The organism is Enterobacter sp. GD03975 (genome assembly GCF_029838645.1).
GTDB lineage: Bacteria > Pseudomonadota > Gammaproteobacteria > Enterobacterales > Enterobacteriaceae > Enterobacter > Enterobacter quasihormaechei.
Window position 1 is genome coordinate 740,100 of sequence record NZ_JAOBZC010000001.1, and the last position, 16,060, is coordinate 756,159.

Below are 16,060 nucleotides of genomic sequence, written 5' to 3' on the forward strand. Positions count from 1 at the left end.
TTGTCATTCATGCGTGGCACGCATCAATTCATGTGCTTTTTGCGCTTATTAATTCTCACATCCTGATCCAGTTTTCAGAAACAGACGAGCATAACGTCGCTATAAAAACTGGAGATAACCATGGTTTCCTCAACCTCACCTGCAACCGTCCGGGCGAAAGCCGGCGCGATTTTCCGCGTCACGTCGGGCAACTTTCTTGAGCAATTCGACTTCTTTCTGTTCGGGTTTTACGCCACCTATATCGCCCACACGTTCTTCCCGGCCAGCAGTGAATTTGCCTCGCTGATGATGACCTTCGCCGTCTTCGGCGCGGGCTTTCTGATGCGTCCGATCGGGGCCATCGTCCTTGGAGCCTACATTGATAAAGTGGGTCGCCGTAAAGGGCTGATCGTCACCCTGTCGATTATGGCCGCCGGAACGTTTCTGATTGTGCTGATCCCTTCCTATCAGAGCATTGGCCTGTGGGCGCCGCTGCTGGTGCTGACCGGCCGCCTGTTGCAGGGTTTTTCGGCAGGTGCTGAGCTGGGCGGGGTCTCGGTTTATCTGGCGGAGATCGCCACGCCGGGCCGCAAGGGTTTTTACACCAGCTGGCAGTCGGGCAGCCAGCAGGTCGCCATTATGGTCGCGGCGGCGATGGGCTTCGCGCTGAACGTGGTGCTGGAAGAGAGCGCCATTCGCGAGTGGGGCTGGCGTATCCCGTTCCTGTTTGGCTGTCTGATTGTGCCGTTCATCTTTTTCCTGCGCCGCAAGCTGGAGGAGACCGAGGAGTTCAGCGCCCGTCGCCACCATCTGGCGATGCGTCAGGTCTTCACAACGCTGCTCGCCAACTGGCAGGTTGTCGTCGCGGGCATGCTGATGGTGGCAATGACCACCACCGCCTTTTACCTGATCACCGTTTACGCGCCGACCTTCGGTAAAAAAGTGCTGATGCTGAGCGCGTCGGACAGCCTGCTGGTCACGCTGCTGGTGGCGGTGTCCAATTTTATCTGGCTGCCGATCGGCGGCGCGCTTTCGGACCGCTTCGGGCGGAAGCCGGTGCTGATCGCCATGACGCTGCTGGCGCTGGCAACCAGCTATCCGGCGCTGACGATGCTGGCCGCCGCCCCGAGCTTCTCCATGATGCTGACCGTACTGCTGTGGCTCTCTTTCCTCTATGGCCTGTATAACGGCGCGATGATCCCGGCCCTGACGGAGATCATGCCAACAGAAGTCCGCGTGGCGGGCTTCTCACTGGCTTACAGCCTGGCGACCGCCGTCTTTGGCGGCTTCACGCCGGTGATCTCGACCGCCTTGATTGAGTACACCGGGGACAAAGCCTCTCCGGGCTACTGGATGAGCTTTGCCGCCGTTTGCGCCCTGCTGGCAACGCTCTATCTCTATCGTCGCCGTACGGTAGCCCTGCACACCGCCGTTGAGGAGTGATTGATGATGCTTACATTCAGAACGGTGATTGCCGCCCTGACCTTCGCCACCCTCAGCGCGGGCGCGCTTGCCGAAGACGTTACAGTGATGATTTCTGGTGGCTTCAGAGCGGCGCTGGAGAAGCTGGCGCCGCAGTATGAGGCGAAAAGCGGCGACAGGCTCGTTTTAATCTCCGGCCCGTCGATGGGCAAAACGCCGCAGGCTATTCCCGCCCGGCTCGCCCGGGGCGAAAAAGCGGATGTGGTGATTATGGTTGGCGATGCACTGGAAAAGCTTGAACAGGATCGTTGGACGGCGCCGGGCTCCCGCGTGGAACTGGCGGATTCGCCCGTTGGGATGGTCGTTAAAGCGGGCGCGCCGGTGCCGGATATCAGTACGGTGGCTGCCCTTCGACAAACGTTGCTGAAGGCCCAATCCATGGCGTATTCCGACAGCGCCAGCGGCCGGTATGTCGAGAGCGAGCTGTTCGGGAAACTGGGCATCGACGGCCAGGTTCACGGTAAAGCGCACCGGGTTGAACGCATCCCGGTGGCGTCTGAGGTGGCGAAAGGGAAATACGACCTCGGCTTTCAGCAGGTCAGCGAACTTCTGCCGGTACCGGGGGTGACGTTTGTGGGCAAGTTGCCTGACGACATGCAGTACATAACCCGCTTCGCCGGCGCCGTGACCCAGAGCGCCGACCATCCTGAACGGGGAAAAGCGCTGCTGGCCTTTCTCTCTTCCCCGGATGCAGCACCGATCGTGACGGCAACCGGCCTACAGCCCGTTAGCGCAGATCGCGATACTGCTCGGTGATCAGTGCTTCCAGTTCGGCAGCAATATAGGACTGGATCCGCCCGCGACGGCGAATCAGCCCCACGGTCCGCCTGACCTCGGGCTCGGTTAAAGGGATCGACGTCAGGAGCGAATGTTCGGCGCGGGGCATCGACATGGCGGGAACGGCGGCAATGCCGATCCCGGCTTCAACCATCCCCAGCATGGTCGTCACGTGCCGCGTTTCGCAGATGCTGGGGCGCTCGGGTCGAATATGCCCGACCCGCTGATCGAGAAGATTGCGGTTGCCCGACGTCTTATCCAGACCGATATAATCCTGCTGATAAAAAGCCTGCCACGTCAGGCTTTTTCTTTTGGCAAGCGGGCTGTCGCGCCGGCAGGCGGCGACGTAGACGTCCTCCACCAGCGGAACACATTCGATGTCGGGCTGCAAATTCTGGGCGAAGCAGATACCAAAATCCGCCTGTCCGCGGGTGACGGCCTCAATAACATTCCCGGCGCTGCTGTCGATCAGTTTTATGCGCACGCGGGGGTAGCGAGACTGAAAGCGACGGATCACGTCCGGCATAAAGTAACACGCGGCTGACGGCACGGTCGCCACGGTGATCAGCCCCGTGCGCTCCTCGCTGGCTTTATCGATATCCGAAAGCATGGACTCCACGTCGGCAAGCAGTTGCCCGCACCGGTCGGCAAAGGTCTGACCATACAGGGTCAGCGTGACGCGCCGGGTGGTTCTGTCGAAAAGCTTTGCCCCCAGCGCCGCCTCCAGCTTTTCAATTCTGCGACTCAGTGCCGACTGGGAAAGGCAGATAGACTCTGCCGCAAGACGGAAATTGCCGTATTCCAGCAGCGCGCGGAAGGCGTAGAGATCGTTGAGGTCAAAATTGACGGGCATACGGACGAGATCCTTAAGCACATAGGGTGAGAAGAGGTTTATCATAGCCGCGCACGACATACTTCACAAAATGAAGGGGATACCCCTAAAGCGCTATCAACCAGACGGCACATAGTGATAGTTTATGCGGGCTGGATTCCTCTTAAACAGGCTGCCCGTCTGCAAACTGCCGAAGAGGAGTGTCATACTGCTATACAGAGTATGTTGGCATGCTAACAGCCCCTGACCTTTCCATTTTGTTCACGTGCGAGTAACGAGCAAAGCGATGATTAAGTGGCCCTGGAAAACGAACGACGCTGGTCGAAATATGGCGCTGCCCTGGGATGAGGCTCTGGCGATCCCCGTGCTGGCGAATCTCTTGCCTGAAGAGCAATCAAAACTGATTCAGCTGGCAGAGCGTTTTTTACAGCAAAAACGTCTGGTACCGCTACAGGGCTTCGAGCTCGACCCGCTTAAAAATTCGCGCATCGCCCTGCTCTTCTGCCTGCCGGTGCTGGAGCTGGGCATCGAATGGCTGGATGGCTTCCACGAAGTGCTGATCTACCCGGCACCGTTTATCGTTGATGACGAGTGGGAAGATGACATCGGCCTGGTGCACAACCAGCGTATGGTGCAGTCCGGACAAAGCTGGCAGCAAGGGCCGATCATCCTCAACTGGCTGGATATTCAGGACTCGTTCGATGCCTCGGGCTTCAACCTGATTATTCACGAAGTGGCGCATAAGCTGGATACCCGCAACGGCGATCGCGCCAGCGGCGTGCCGCTGATCCCGCTGCGTGAAGTCGCAGGTTGGGAGCACGACCTGCACGCGGCGATGGAAAACACTCAGGATGAGATAGACCTGGTGGGTGAGAGTGCGGCCAGCATTGATGCCTACGCGGCGACCGATCCCGCCGAATGCTTTGCGGTGCTGTCCGAGTATTTCTTTAGCGCACCCGAGCTTTTCGCCCCTCGCTTCCCGGCGTTGTGGCAGCGTTTTTGCCAGTTTTACCAGCAGGATCCGCTCCAGCGTCTGCGGCAAAGCGAGGACGCTGCGAGCACGTCCTCACATCCGTTCCACTAATGTTTAGGGGTACGATCGGTTGATCGTACCCACACGCTCACCGCGAGAAACAGCACCGCCATTCCCCATGCGGCAGTAATCAAAAACTGCTCACCGTACAAGCGCGTCACCGCGGGTACCAGCAGCGCGCTCGCCCCGTACCCCAACGTATGGCTGGTGGCAATTACCCCTGCGCCTTTGCCCGTCGTCAGCCGATCGTTAAGCAAAAGCTGGTATCCCGGCGTGGCCATGGCGGCACCCAGCGAGGTGATGACAATGCCCACGTAGAATAGAGCTACGCTTGAAAGGCACATCAGCCCAAGCCCCGCCACCATCAAAACTGCGGCAATGAGGAGTAAAACCCTCGGGCTTAAATGCTGCGGGCGCACCACCAGAAACTGTGCCGCAAGGGTCGCCAGCGCGGCCAGGCTCAGCAGCATCGCGACATGATGGCTGATTTGCACGGCATCGCCATTGAAGAGCGGGTGGAGATGGGGTGATAAGCCAAGCTGCATCAGGCTGACCAGCGCCGCCAGCAGCAGCGCCAGCGCAAGGAAAGGCAGCATCGAGGCCTGTAACCGCGTCGACTGATGCGCCACCGGCGGCAGCGGCGGATCCGCGGCCTCGCGCAACACCAGCAGCAGCGCGATAAGCGGTGCCAGGGCCATCAGCCAGAGCGGTGCGACCGGACTGACGCTGAGCATCAGCGCGGCCAGCGGCGGCCCCAGCAGACGCCCAAGACTAAGGCCAGAGCTTATCGTCGCCAGCGCCGCCATTCTTTTATCCAGCCCGGCACGTTGAATGGCCCACGTCTGGGCCGCAGGCACCAGCCCCGAGACCGTCAGGCCGTACAGCATGCGCGACAGAATCAGGCCCGCCATTCCCCAGAAGGCATTCAGCGCGCCGTGCGCCATCGCCCAGACCACCAGCGCCATCACCACGAAGCTCACCAGATAGCCGCCTAACGAGGCAAGCATAACGATCTTGCAGCCGCGCCGCTCGCTCTGGCGTCCCCACCAGGGCGATGCGGGTAAAAAGAGCATCGAGCCAAACATCAACAGCCCGGCCCAGACGGAGAGCGAAAAACCGGTCATTGATACCAGCTGCGGCAGCATGACCAGCAAACCGTTTTGTCCGATGCCCAGTAAACCGGCGCCCAGCGCCAGGGGCCAGTTGGCCTTCGGGGCAATATCATCAGTCAGATTATCATTAGAGGCGCGCATAGAATTGTGAAGATAATGTCAATAAATGTGTGGAAATTATGAAGTTTATGAAAACAAATATTGCAAAAATAGTTGCGGCTGTAAACAGAATGAATATCATAACGAGAATTATTATCAGTCATGGAATGAGGTACATCTATGCGTGCTCTGCCCCGCTCCGCCGGTACAGATGTTGCGGCCCAGTGTTTTTTGAACGCGCTGCTGCGCGAAACGAAGGACTGGCATTATCTTCCCGCAACCCGTGCGGATGAGTTATCGCAGATTCATATCCCGCTCTCCCCAACCCAGGCCATTCGGGTTCCGGTACGCTATTTCTCCCCCACGCAGCATCACCAGTATTGTTTCCCGGCCACGCTGATTCAGGCCGACAGCGACGGTGGTGACGCGGTCACATTTCATCAACTGATTGATTTCATTCTGCAAAAACCGTCGGTCAACGGATCTCTGGATGCCGATACGCTGGCGCGCTTCAGGCAGCGCGTGCTGGAAAGCCATACGCATACCTGGCAGGCCATTGATTTACGCCACAACTGGGCCAACCTGCGCGATAAGCCGCTGACCTTTGCCGAAGCGGAACAAGCGCTGCTGGTCGGCCACGCGTTTCACCCGGCACCTAAGTCGCACGAGCCGTTTAACGACGCCGAGGCGCGCCGCTATCTGCCGGATTTTGCCTCCCGCTTCCCGCTGCGCTGGTTCGCGGTTGAGAGTAAGCAGATTACCGGCGATAGCCTGAATGTTTCCCTGCGGGAGCGGCTGCTGCGCTTTGCGGCGCAGAGCGCCCCGGCGCTGCTTGGCCACTTCACCGATACCCGCTGGCTGCTGCCGATGCACCCGTGGCAGGCTGACTGTCTGCTGGAACAGCCCTGGTGCCAGCGTCTGGTTAAAAAAGGTGCCCTTCAGGACCTGGGCGAAGCGGGCGCGCAGTGGCTGCCCACCAGCTCCTCCCGCTCGCTGTACAGCGAAACCAACAGCGACATGATTAAATTCTCCCTGAGCGTGCGCCTGACCAACTCCGTGCGCACGCTGTCGGTGAAAGAAGTTAAGCGCGGAATGCGCCTGGCACGACTGGCGAAAACGGAACGCTGGCAGGGGCTCCAGGCGCGCTACCCCACCATGCGTGTGATGCAGGAAGACGGCTGGGCGGGCCTGTGCGATGAGCACGGCGTCGTTCAGGAAGAGAGCCTGATGGCCCTGCGCGTCAACCTGCTGTTCCCTACCCCTGAAACGCAAACCAACGTGCTGGTAAGCCTGACGCAGGCCGCACCGGACGGCGGCGACAGCCTGCTGGCGGCGGCGGTTCGCCGTCTGAGCGCGCGTCTGGATCTCCCGCTCGCCCAGGCCGCGCGCTGCTGGCTGGATGCCTACTGCGACCGCGTATTACTCCCGCTGTTCAGCGCCGAGGCGGACTACGGCCTGGTGCTGCTGGCGCACCAGCAAAATATCCTCGTTGAGATGCAGCAGGATTTTCCCGTTGGGCTTATCTACCGTGACTGCCAGGGCAGCGCATGGACCGAAGGGGCCGACGCGTGGCTGAAAGAAGCGGGCGAAACCGACGTGGAAAACCGCTTTGGCGACAGCCAGCTGCTGCGCTACTTCCCTTACTACCTGCTGCTGAACTCCACCCTTGCCGTGACCGCCGCCCTCGCCGCTGCCGGCTTCGACAGCGAAGAGAGCCTGATGTCCCGCGTGCGGGACGCGCTGGCCGACCTGCGCAAGACGGCGAAGCAGACCCGCTGCCTCGATTACGTGCTTGACAGCCCGACCTGGAACTGTAAGGGCAACTTCTTCTGCTACCTGCACGATCGCAACGAAAATACCATCGCCGATCCGGCGGTGATCTATTTCGACTTTAGCAACCCGTTTTATAAGGAGAAGGCGTGATGGCCATTGCGAATATCGTCCATTCCGGCTACGGCTTCCGCTGCACGTCCACGGAAAAAAACCTGCCGCTGACCCTGGGTCTTGACGGCAGCGCGGTTCTTGATCGTCTGGCCGGGATCCCGGACGGCTGGCTGGTGGAGGCGCTCGACCAGCTGTTTGTTGCCGCGCCCGCCCTGACGGGCATTACCCTGCCGTGGGCCGCCTGGCAGGATGAACCCCAGGCGCAGGCGCTGTTTAGCCTCGCAAACGGGGATTATCTGGCGCGTGAACGTTTCTGGCAGCTGCCGCTGTGGCTGAAAGGGGAACGTCCGCAGGCGAGCGGCGGCATGCAGTTTGACGAGAGCCGCCAGCTTTATTTCCCGCTGCGCCCTCACCGCCCGCAGGGTGAAGTTTATCGCCGTTACGATCCGCAGATTAAGCGCACCCTGAGTTTCCGCGTGGCGGACGTGGCGCTGGACGGCGAGCGTTTTACCCGCTGGATGAACACCCCGCGCGTGAACGCCTTCTGGGAGATGGCCGGTCCGCAGGCCGAACAGGAAAATTACCTGCGTCGCCAGCTCGACTCGTCGTACTGCTATCCGGTGATCGGCTGCTTTGACGATGAGCCGTTCGGCTATTTTGAACTCTACTGGGCGCCAGAAGATCGTATTGGCCGCCACTACCGCTGGCAGTCCTTTGACCGTGGGCTGCACATGCTGGTCGGGGAAGAGCACTGGCGCGGGGCGCAGTATATCCGCAGCTGGCTGCGCGGGCTGAGCCACTATCTGTATCTCGATGAACCGCGCACGGCGCGTATTGTCGCCGAGCCGCGCTTCGACAACCAGCGTCTGTTCCGCCACCTGGCGTCCGCCGGTTTCGACACGGTGAAGGAGTTTGACTTCCCGCACAAGCGCTCTCGTCTGATCATGAGCGAGCGTCACCGCTTCTTTCATGAGGTGGAACTGTGAACGCGCTCTGGCAGAAAGTGAACCGCGAGATGGTGGCAAAAATCCTCGCTGAACTGGAATACGAACGCACCCTGCGCGCCGAGCCGGTTTCGGCGGACGGCTGGCGCATCGCCATGGGCAACGCGTCATGGCAGTTCCGCGCCACGCGTGGGATCTGGGGCTGGCTGCATATCGACCCGGACACCCTGACCACCGCCAGCGGCGCGGCGGTCGAAGCGGAAAACGCGCTGCTGCAACTCGCTACCGTGCTGGAGATGAGCGACGCGCAAACGGCGGAGCACATGGAAGATCTCTACGCCACGCTGCGCGGCGACATGCAGCTGTTGCAGGCGCGTGAAGCGCTGGACGCCGATGCGCTGATCCAGCTCGACCCGGACGAATTACAGTGCCTGATGCGCGGTCACCCAAAGTTTATCTTCAACAAGGGACGCCGCGGCTGGGGGCTGGATGCGCTACGCCAGTACGCGCCGGAGTATCGCGGTCGCTTTCGCCTGCACTGGGTAGCCGTGCAGCGCGAGCGTCTGGTCTGGAGCAGCGACGCCGATTGCGACATTAACGCCCTGCTCGCCAGCGCCATGGACGATGCCGAGCGCGCCCGGTTCGACGCCCGCTGGCAGGCGCTGGAACTGGACGACCGCTGGCTGCCCGTGCCGCTGCATCCGTGGCAGTGGCAGCAAAAAATTGCCATTCATTTCCTGGCGCAGCTCGCACGGGGCGAAATGGTCGAGCTGGGCGAGTTTGGCGATGAGTATCTGGCGCAGCAGTCCCTGCGCACGCTGACTAACGCCAGCCGTCGCGCACCGTATGACATCAAGCTGCCGCTGACCATCTACAACACCTCCTGCTACCGCGGTATTCCGGGCAAGTACATTGCCGCCGGTCCGCTGGCCTCGCGCTGGTTACAGCAGCAGTTCGCCAGCGATGCCACGCTGATTCGCTCCGGGGCGCAGGTGCTTGGCGAACCCGCCGCCGGCTATCTGTCGCATCCGGGTTATGCCGCATTGCCTGAGGCGCCGTACCGCTATCAGGAGATGCTGGGCGTGATCTGGCGCGAGAACCCATCCTGCTATTTACAGGACGGCGAACAGGCGGTGCTGATGGCGGCGCTGATGGAAACCGACAACCAGGGGCGCCCGCTGATTGACGCGTGGATCAAACGCTCGGGCTTAACCGCTGACGCATGGCTGGACAGGCTGTTTGAGGCGACGGTGATCCCCTTCTATCACCTGCTCTGCCGCTACGGCGTGGCGCTGATCGCCCACGGCCAGAACGTCACGCTGGTGATGAAAGACGACGTTCCACAGCGCATTCTGCTGAAGGATTTTCAGGGCGATATGCGCCTGGTAGACGAAGATTTCCCGCAGGCGCAGAGCCTGCCGGAACAGGTAAAAGCCGTCACCGCGCGCCTCAGTGCGGATTACATCATCCACGACCTGCAAACCGGCAACTTTGTCACCGTGCTGCGCTTTATTTCGCGCCTCACCCTGCAATGCGGCGTGAGCGAAACGCGTTTCTATCAGATCCTGGCGCAGGTGCTGCACCGCTATATGGCCGCCCATCCGGATCTTGCAGCGCGCTTCGCGAAGTTCGACCTGTTTAAGCCGCAGATTATTCGCGTAATCCTCAACCCGGTCAAACTGACCTTCTCTGAACACGACGGCGGCAGCCGCATGCTGCCGAACTACGTCTGCGATCTTGATAACCCTCTTTTTCTGGTCTCCCAGGAGTCAGCGCAATGAAAACGTATGATTTCATCGGCATCGGTATCGGTCCGTTCAACCTCAGCATCGCCGCGCTGGCAGAGGGGCTGGACGGTTTTAGCTCGCTGTTTCTTGAACGCAAGCCGCACTTCTCCTGGCACCCGGGGATGATGGTGCCGGACTGCCATATGCAGACCAGCTTCCTGAAGGATCTGGTCAGCGCCGTGGAGCCGACCAACCGCCACAGCTTCCTGAACTACCTCGTTCAGCGTAAGAAGTTCTACCGTTTTCTGACCACCGAGCAGCGCACCGTCTCTCGCGAGGAGTTTGCCGACTACCTGTGCTGGGCGGCGGATAATCTGACGAATCTGGCCTTCAGCCAGCAGGTGCAGCAGGTCAGCTTTGATGAGCAAAACGGCCTGTTTGAGGTGGTGACCCAGCGGGATCGCTTCCTTGCGCGCCACGTCTGCGTGGGGATTGGTAAGCAGATCAATCTGCCCGAGTGCGTCACCACGCAGGATGATACCTGCTTCCACGCCAGCGAGATGATGCTGCGCACGCCGGATTTGGCGGGCAAACGCGTCACCGTTGTCGGCGGCGGCCAGAGCGGTGCGGATCTGTTTTTGAATATCTTCCGCGGGGAATGGGGCCAGCCGCTGAGCCTCAACTGGGTATCGCGCCGCAACAATTACAACGCGCTGGATGAGGCCGCGTTTGCTAACGAGTATTTCACGCCGGAGTATGTGGACAGCTTCTCCACGCTCGGTGACGACGCGCGTCGTCAGATGTTGCAGGAACAGAAGATGACCTCCGACGGGATCACCACGGAGTCGTTACTGGCCATTTACCGCGCCATGTACCACCGTTTCGAAGTGTTGCGCGAAAAACCCTGGGCGCACCTGCTGCCGTCCCGCTCGGTGACGGCGCTGACGCGCCTGGAAAACGGGCAGCGCCTGAGCATACAGCATCATCTTGACGGCGGTCGCGAACAGCTGGAGTGCGACGTGGTGATTTTCGCCACCGGCTACCGCGCCGTGCAGCCCGCGTTTCTGGCCCCGCTCTCTTCCCGACTGCGTCTGGATGAGGATGACGCCTTCTGCATCAACAACGATTTCACCCTTGAATGGGACGGCCCGCAGCGCAACCGCCTGTTTGCCGTCAACGCCGGGATGCACCGTCTCGGTATTGCCGAACCCCAGCTCAGCCTGATGGCCTGGCGCGCGGCGCGAATTCTGAATCGCGCTCACGATGACGAGCCGTTTGAACTGGCAACCACCCCCGGCGTTATCCACTGGCGAAGCACCACCAGCCCGGAGAGCAGCCAGGTTTTTAAATCATTAATGAAGACCACCGAGTACTGACACACACATTCAGGATCAACATAACAATGAAACGTTCTCATCTTTGGGTTTTAAATCCGTGCCTGCTTGCCATGCTTTCTACCTCTGCGTGGGCGGAAGAACAAAAGGAAGAAGATATTGTGGTCTCCGCCAGCCGTGCCCACCGCAGCGTGGCAGAGATGGCGCAGACCACCTGGGTTATTGAGCGGGCGGAAATTGAGCAGCAGGTCCAGGGCGGGAAAGAGATTAAAGACGTGCTGGCCCAGCTGATCCCCGGCATGGACGTCAGCAGCCAGGGGCGTACCAACTACGGCATGAACCTGCGCGGTCGCTCCATGATGGTGATGGTGGACGGCGTGCGCCTGAACTCATCCCGCAGCGACAGCCGCCAGCTCGACTCTATCGATCCGTTCAACATTGACCGCATCGAAGTGATCTCCGGCGCCACCTCGCTCTACGGGGGCGGCAGTACCGGCGGGCTGGTGAACATCGTCACCAAAAAAGGCCAGCCGGAAACCGAAGTCGAGTTCCAGACCGGAGCAAAAAGCGGATTTAACAGCCATAACGACCATGATGAGAACGTCTCCGCTGCCGTGAGCGGCGGCAACGATAACGCGTCTGGCCGTCTGTCGGTCTCGTATCAGCGCTACGGCGGCTGGTATGACGGCAACGGCGACGAAGTGATTATCGATAACACCCAGACCGGCTTGCAGTATTCCGACCGTATCGACGTGATGGGAACAGGCACCATCAACATCGACGATCATCAGCAGCTCCAGTTAACCACGCAGTATTACAAGAGCGAATCCGACGGGAAACATGGCCTGTTCCTCGGGGAGAATTTTGCTGCGGTCACGGGCGATGCCAAAGCCTATAACAAAGACAACCTGAACTCTGACCGTATCCCGGGCACAGAGCGTCACCTGATTAACCTGCAATACTCGAACACCGACTTCTGGGGCCAGGATCTGGTTGCACAGATTTACTACCGTGATGAGAGCCTGACCTATTACCCGTTCCCGACGCTGAGCAAAGGCACGGTAACCAGCATTGGCGCATCCCAGCAGAAAACCGATTTTTACGGCGGCAAGCTGACGCTGAACAGCAAGCCGATGGATGACCTGACGCTTACCTGGGGTGTGGATGCCGACCATGAAACGTTCGACGCCAACCAGCAGTTCTTCGACTTAAGCAAAGCGGCAGCGAGCGGCGGCATGGAGCTGGACAACGCCTACAACGTGGGCCGTTATCCGGGTTACAGCATTACTAACCTCGCGCCGTTCCTGCAAGCCAGCTATGACATTGACGCCATCACCCTGAGCGGCGGCGTGCGCTACCAGTACACCGAAAACAAGGTGGATGATTTTGTCGGTTACGCCCAGCAGCAGGCTATTGCAACAGGCAAAGCGACCTCCGCAGACGCGGTGCCGGGCGGGAAAACCGATTACAACAACTTCCTGTTTAACGCCGGGATCCTTGGACGTCTGACCGAACAGCAGCAGCTGTGGTTTAACTTCTCTCAGGGCTTCGAGATCCCGGATCTGGCGAAGTACTACGGTTCCGGCACCTATCAGCTGGTGGATGGTCATTATCGTCTGCAAAACAGCGTGAACGTGAACGACTCGACGCTGGACGGGATTAAGGTCAACGCTTACGAGCTGGGCTGGCGCTTCACCGGCGATAACCTGCGTACGCAGGTGGCGGCCTACTACTCGCTCTCGGATAAAACCATCACCATCAACAAGAGCGACATGACCATCAACCTGGAAGACGACAAACGTCGTATCTACGGGGTTGAAGGCCAGGTGGACTATTTCTTCACCGACAGCGACTGGAGCACCGGGGCGAACTTTAACGCCATCAAGTCCGAAACGCGTGAAAACGGGAAATGGGAGAAGCTGACGGTCGACAGCGCCAGCCCGTCGAAAGCCAGCGCATGGGTCAACTGGGCGCCGGGCGACTGGGCCCTGCGCGTGCAGAGCACTCAAACCTTCGACGTGTCGGATGCAGACGGTAAGAAGATCGATGGCTATAACACCATTGATTTCCTCGGCAGCTACGCCCTGCCTGTGGGGAAAGTCAGCTTCAGCGTGGAAAACCTGCTGGACAAAGACTACACCACCGCCTGGGGCCAGCGCGCACCGGGGCTGTATAGCCCAACCTACGGCGCACCGGGTCTGTATACTTACAAAGGCCGTGGACGTACGTTTGGTCTGAACTACTCCGTTCTGTTCTGATCCTTCGCGCCGCCTGCCAGCTGGCGGCGCAATTCGCTGTGCAATTTGAAAGCAAATTTGCTATTAAATCATCGGTTTGCTGAAATTGTCGGCAAACGAACAAAAACGTCGTTTTCCCCTTTGACAAGGCGCACACAGGTCGATAATATTCGCCTCGTTCACACGATTCCTCTGTAGTTCAGTCGGTAGAACGGCGGACTGTTAATCCGTATGTCACTGGTTCGAGTCCAGTCAGAGGAGCCAAATTTGAAAAGCCTGCTTTTATAGCAGGCTTTTTGCTTTTGTGGGTTCGGTAAATTTGCCGGATGGCGGCTGCGCCTTACCCGGCATACGGATTAACGACTAAATCTGATAATCAATCGCCACTTCTTCCGGCTCCATCACCTGACGTTTGATCTCATCCATGGAGAGCCCCGCATTGCAGAGCTCGATAAATCGCCACACGTAGTTGCGCTGAAGTTGCCCGCGTTTCAGACCCAGCCAGACGGTATTCGCGTCGAACAGGTGACGCGTATCCAGACGCACCAGATTATCGGCTTCACGCTCTGCGCCAGACTGCTCGGCCACCAGGCCAATCCCCAGCCCTAGCTCGACGTAGGTTTTGATCACGTCTGAATCCTGTGCGCTCAGTACCACGTCCGGCGTGAGCCCTTTACGCTTGAACGCTTCATCAATGCGCGAGCGTCCGGTAATGCCCTGCCGGTAGGTAATCAGCGGCCATTTGGCGATCTCTTCCAGCGTCAGTGGTGAAACCTGGTTCAGGGGGTGATCGGCGGGTAACAGCAGGCTGTGATGCCAGCGGAACCACGGGAATGCCACCAGCAGCGGGTCGTTGCTCAGCCGCTCGCTGGCGATACCGATATCTGCCCCACCGTTATGCAGCAGCACTTCGATTTCCTGCGGCGTACCCTGGATGAGCTCGAGCCGTACGTCAGGAAAGATTTCACGAAAGGCTTTGATCACCGTCGGAAGGCTGTAGCGCGCCTGCGTATGGGTGGTGGCGATGGTCAGCACCCCCGAAGCGTCGTTGGTAAAGAGATCCGCCAGCCGGCGAACGTTGCTGGCCTCGTTGAGAATACGCTCAGCGATGGTCAGCAATGCCTTGCCTGGTTCCGTCATGCCCAGCAGGCGCTTGCCACGACGGATAAAAATCTCAATGCCTAACTCCTCCTCCAGCTCGCGGATATGCCGGCTGACGCCTGACTGGGAGGTGTAGAGCATGTTGGCGACTTCGGTCAGGTTGTAATCCCGCCTGGCCGCCTCACGAATAATTTTAAGTTGCTGGAAATTCACGATTCACTCCGGCGCATCTGACATAAGGCTATTGTTAGAGTCAGCCGGGCTGTAGAACAAATAATAAAAACCAGCATCTTATGCTTATTTGGAATATCAGCTGACCAGTTGCAGCTCGCGGTTTTCCAGCGACGGCTTGCTGACCAGAGACATCAGGATCTCTTTCACCGCCTGCGCCTGCGGTGTCAGGGAGCCGCGCGCGGACATATTCAAAGAGAGCGGTAAGCTCATGGAGGGCGTAGTGATGCGGGCCATCCAGCCGTTCGCCGCGCTGCACAGTGAACGTGCGGCAGACTCGGGCAGTACCGTCACCCCCATACCGCTGGCAATGGCGGCAGTCAGCGTGGAGATGGAGTCAATCTCTCCGATAATTTTCGCCGTCAGACGGCGCAGCGAGAACGCTTCGTCGACGCGCACGCGCACGGCGCTGTAGTCGCGCGGCAGGAACAGATTCATCTCCGCCACGGCGGTTAAATCAATGCTCTGCCCCGGGCAATCACGGGTCCCGACCAGATAAAGATCTTCCTTCAGCAGCGGCTGGCTGGTGATCCCGGCAACCGGTGAGCGGTCGTACAGCACGGCCATGTCCAGCTGACCGTTGAGCAGTTTGTCATTGAGCACGGAACCGCTGTTCTCATGCAGATAAACCAGCACTTCCGGTAGCTCAGCGCGCACCGCCTGAAGCAGCGGCATGGTGACAGACGATGCGGCCGTCCCCGGCGCCAGGCCGATGGAGACATGCCCGCTCAGGGTCTGCCCCACATTATGAACGGCCAGCTGCGCCTGTTCGCACTGACGCAGGATCGTGCGGGCATGGGTGTATAAAATTTTTCCCGCTTCGGTAGGCGTTACGCCGCGCTTGGTGCGGATCAACAGTTGCTGGTCCATTTCGCCTTCCAGAGTCGCGACCTGCTGGCTCAGCGCAGGCTGCGCGATATGCAGCACTTCAGCCGCCTGGGTCAGGCTGCCGATATCGACGATTTTTACGAAGTATTTCAGTCGTCTTAAGTTCATGTTGCCCCCTGTTCGAAAATAGCGTGCCGGTAACGGCTGTGTTGTTTAACAGGTTTTGCAATATGGATGCCAGTTTTTGGCGGCGGGAAAATATCTGTGCTAAGCGGCTGAAAATAAGGAAAGCCAATCGCTAATGCCAGTTTTGAGTCCGGGACAGTGGTTTCCGATCTGCCCCATTCGGGGTATGTCTGCACAAAAATGGTGCATTCCGTTGGCAAAAACGTCACTTTGCTGGTTTTGTCAGCAAACAGTTAAAAGTCAGCGATCCATCCTTTGACAAGGCGTACGCTGG

At 59.3% G+C, this 16,060-nt stretch carries 12 protein-coding genes and 1 tRNA gene; 9 read left to right on the top strand and 4 right to left on the bottom strand.

From position 1 onward, the window contains the following. Nucleotides 1-120: 120 nt before the first annotated feature. Complete coding sequence (locus N5C09_RS03575; protein WP_193033683.1) at nucleotides 121-1,422, top strand: MFS transporter; 1,302 nt, start codon at nucleotides 121-123, stop codon at nucleotides 1,420-1,422. Between the two features lie 3 nt (nucleotides 1,423-1,425). Next, complete coding sequence (locus N5C09_RS03580) at nucleotides 1,426-2,217, top strand: substrate-binding domain-containing protein (RefSeq protein WP_279748455.1); 792 nt, start codon at nucleotides 1,426-1,428, stop codon at nucleotides 2,215-2,217. Here the strand turns inward: N5C09_RS03580 and N5C09_RS03585 are convergent. Continuing rightward, the gene (locus tag N5C09_RS03585; protein ID WP_203464897.1) at nucleotides 2,189-3,091 is read right to left on the bottom strand and encodes a LysR family transcriptional regulator; all 903 of its coding nucleotides are present in this window, start codon (nucleotides 3,089-3,091) and stop codon (nucleotides 2,189-2,191) included. The two genes, N5C09_RS03580 and N5C09_RS03585, sit on opposite strands and share 29 nt — an antisense overlap. A gap of 265 nt (nucleotides 3,092-3,356) precedes the next feature. On the opposite strand from N5C09_RS03585, the gene mtfA reads away from it, so the two are divergent. Next, the gene (mtfA, locus tag N5C09_RS03590) at nucleotides 3,357-4,154 is read left to right on the top strand and encodes a DgsA anti-repressor MtfA (protein WP_279748456.1); all 798 of its coding nucleotides are present in this window, start codon (nucleotides 3,357-3,359) and stop codon (nucleotides 4,152-4,154) included. Here mtfA and N5C09_RS03595 read toward each other — a convergent pair. Continuing rightward, complete coding sequence (locus N5C09_RS03595) at nucleotides 4,151-5,356, bottom strand: MFS transporter (RefSeq protein ID WP_279748457.1); 1,206 nt, start codon at nucleotides 5,354-5,356, stop codon at nucleotides 4,151-4,153. The genes mtfA and N5C09_RS03595 overlap by 4 nt on opposite strands. A gap of 138 nt (nucleotides 5,357-5,494) precedes the next feature. On the opposite strand from N5C09_RS03595, the gene N5C09_RS03600 reads away from it, so the two are divergent. The 6 genes from N5C09_RS03600 to N5C09_RS03625 all read left to right on the top strand — a co-directional run bounded on the left by N5C09_RS03600 (nucleotide 5,495) and on the right by N5C09_RS03625 (nucleotide 13,704). Further along, nucleotides 5,495-7,237 (top strand): IucA/IucC family protein, encoded by a 1,743-nt coding sequence (locus N5C09_RS03600; protein ID WP_279748458.1) that lies wholly within the window; start codon nucleotides 5,495-5,497, stop codon nucleotides 7,235-7,237. Then, on the top strand, nucleotides 7,237-8,184 hold the full coding sequence (locus N5C09_RS03605; RefSeq protein WP_279748459.1) for a GNAT family N-acetyltransferase: 948 nt from the start codon (nucleotides 7,237-7,239) through the stop codon (nucleotides 8,182-8,184). Before N5C09_RS03600 ends, N5C09_RS03605 begins: the two co-directional genes overlap by 1 nt. Further along, nucleotides 8,181-9,923 carry an aerobactin synthase IucC gene (gene iucC / locus N5C09_RS03610; protein ID WP_279748460.1) on the top strand — a complete coding sequence of 581 codons (1,743 nt, stop codon included), beginning with the start codon at nucleotides 8,181-8,183 and terminating at the stop codon, nucleotides 9,921-9,923. Before N5C09_RS03605 ends, iucC begins: the two co-directional genes overlap by 4 nt. After that, entirely contained in the window at nucleotides 9,920-11,245 is a 1,326-nt protein-coding gene (locus N5C09_RS03615; RefSeq protein ID WP_279748461.1) for a SidA/IucD/PvdA family monooxygenase, read from the top strand. The genes iucC and N5C09_RS03615 overlap by 4 nt, the downstream gene beginning before the upstream one ends. 26 nt (nucleotides 11,246-11,271) lie before the next feature. Further along, a complete protein-coding gene (locus tag N5C09_RS03620) occupies nucleotides 11,272-13,461 on the top strand; it encodes a TonB-dependent siderophore receptor (RefSeq protein ID WP_279748462.1) in 2,190 nt (729 codons plus the stop codon). A gap of 167 nt (nucleotides 13,462-13,628) precedes the next feature. After that, a tRNA-Asn gene (locus tag N5C09_RS03625) sits at nucleotides 13,629-13,704 on the top strand. Nucleotides 13,705-13,803: 99 nt separating this feature from the next. On the opposite strand, the gene cbl is transcribed toward N5C09_RS03625, so the two are convergent. Both cbl and nac read right to left on the bottom strand, forming a co-directional pair. Continuing rightward, the gene (gene cbl / locus N5C09_RS03630; protein ID WP_279748463.1) at nucleotides 13,804-14,754 is read right to left on the bottom strand and encodes an HTH-type transcriptional regulator Cbl; all 951 of its coding nucleotides are present in this window, start codon (nucleotides 14,752-14,754) and stop codon (nucleotides 13,804-13,806) included. A gap of 96 nt (nucleotides 14,755-14,850) precedes the next feature. Further along, complete coding sequence (gene nac, locus N5C09_RS03635) at nucleotides 14,851-15,768, bottom strand: nitrogen assimilation transcriptional regulator NAC (RefSeq protein ID WP_063450207.1); 918 nt, start codon at nucleotides 15,766-15,768, stop codon at nucleotides 14,851-14,853. Nucleotides 15,769-16,060: the final 292 nt, after the last annotated feature.

Bases quoted from the DNA above. Each gene is read 5' to 3' on its own strand.
- N5C09_RS03580 (WP_279748455.1), top strand. From the start codon at position 1,426: ATGATGCTTACATTCAGAACGGTGATTGCCGCCCTGACCTTCGCCACC.
- N5C09_RS03600 (WP_279748458.1), top strand. From the start codon at position 5,495: ATGCGTGCTCTGCCCCGCTCCGCCGGTACAGATGTTGCGGCCCAGTGT.
- mtfA (WP_279748456.1), top strand. From the start codon at position 3,357: ATGATTAAGTGGCCCTGGAAAACGAACGACGCTGGTCGAAATATGGCG.
- N5C09_RS03615 (WP_279748461.1), top strand. From the start codon at position 9,920: ATGAAAACGTATGATTTCATCGGCATCGGTATCGGTCCGTTCAACCTC.
- N5C09_RS03620 (WP_279748462.1), top strand. From the start codon at position 11,272: ATGAAACGTTCTCATCTTTGGGTTTTAAATCCGTGCCTGCTTGCCATG.
- N5C09_RS03575 (WP_193033683.1), top strand. From the start codon at position 121: ATGGTTTCCTCAACCTCACCTGCAACCGTCCGGGCGAAAGCCGGCGCG.
- N5C09_RS03605 (WP_279748459.1), top strand. From the start codon at position 7,237: ATGGCCATTGCGAATATCGTCCATTCCGGCTACGGCTTCCGCTGCACG.
- N5C09_RS03595 (WP_279748457.1), bottom strand. From the start codon at position 5,356: ATGCGCGCCTCTAATGATAATCTGACTGATGATATTGCCCCGAAGGCC.
- nac (WP_063450207.1), bottom strand. From the start codon at position 15,768: ATGAACTTAAGACGACTGAAATACTTCGTAAAAATCGTCGATATCGGC.
- N5C09_RS03585 (WP_203464897.1), bottom strand. From the start codon at position 3,091: ATGCCCGTCAATTTTGACCTCAACGATCTCTACGCCTTCCGCGCGCTG.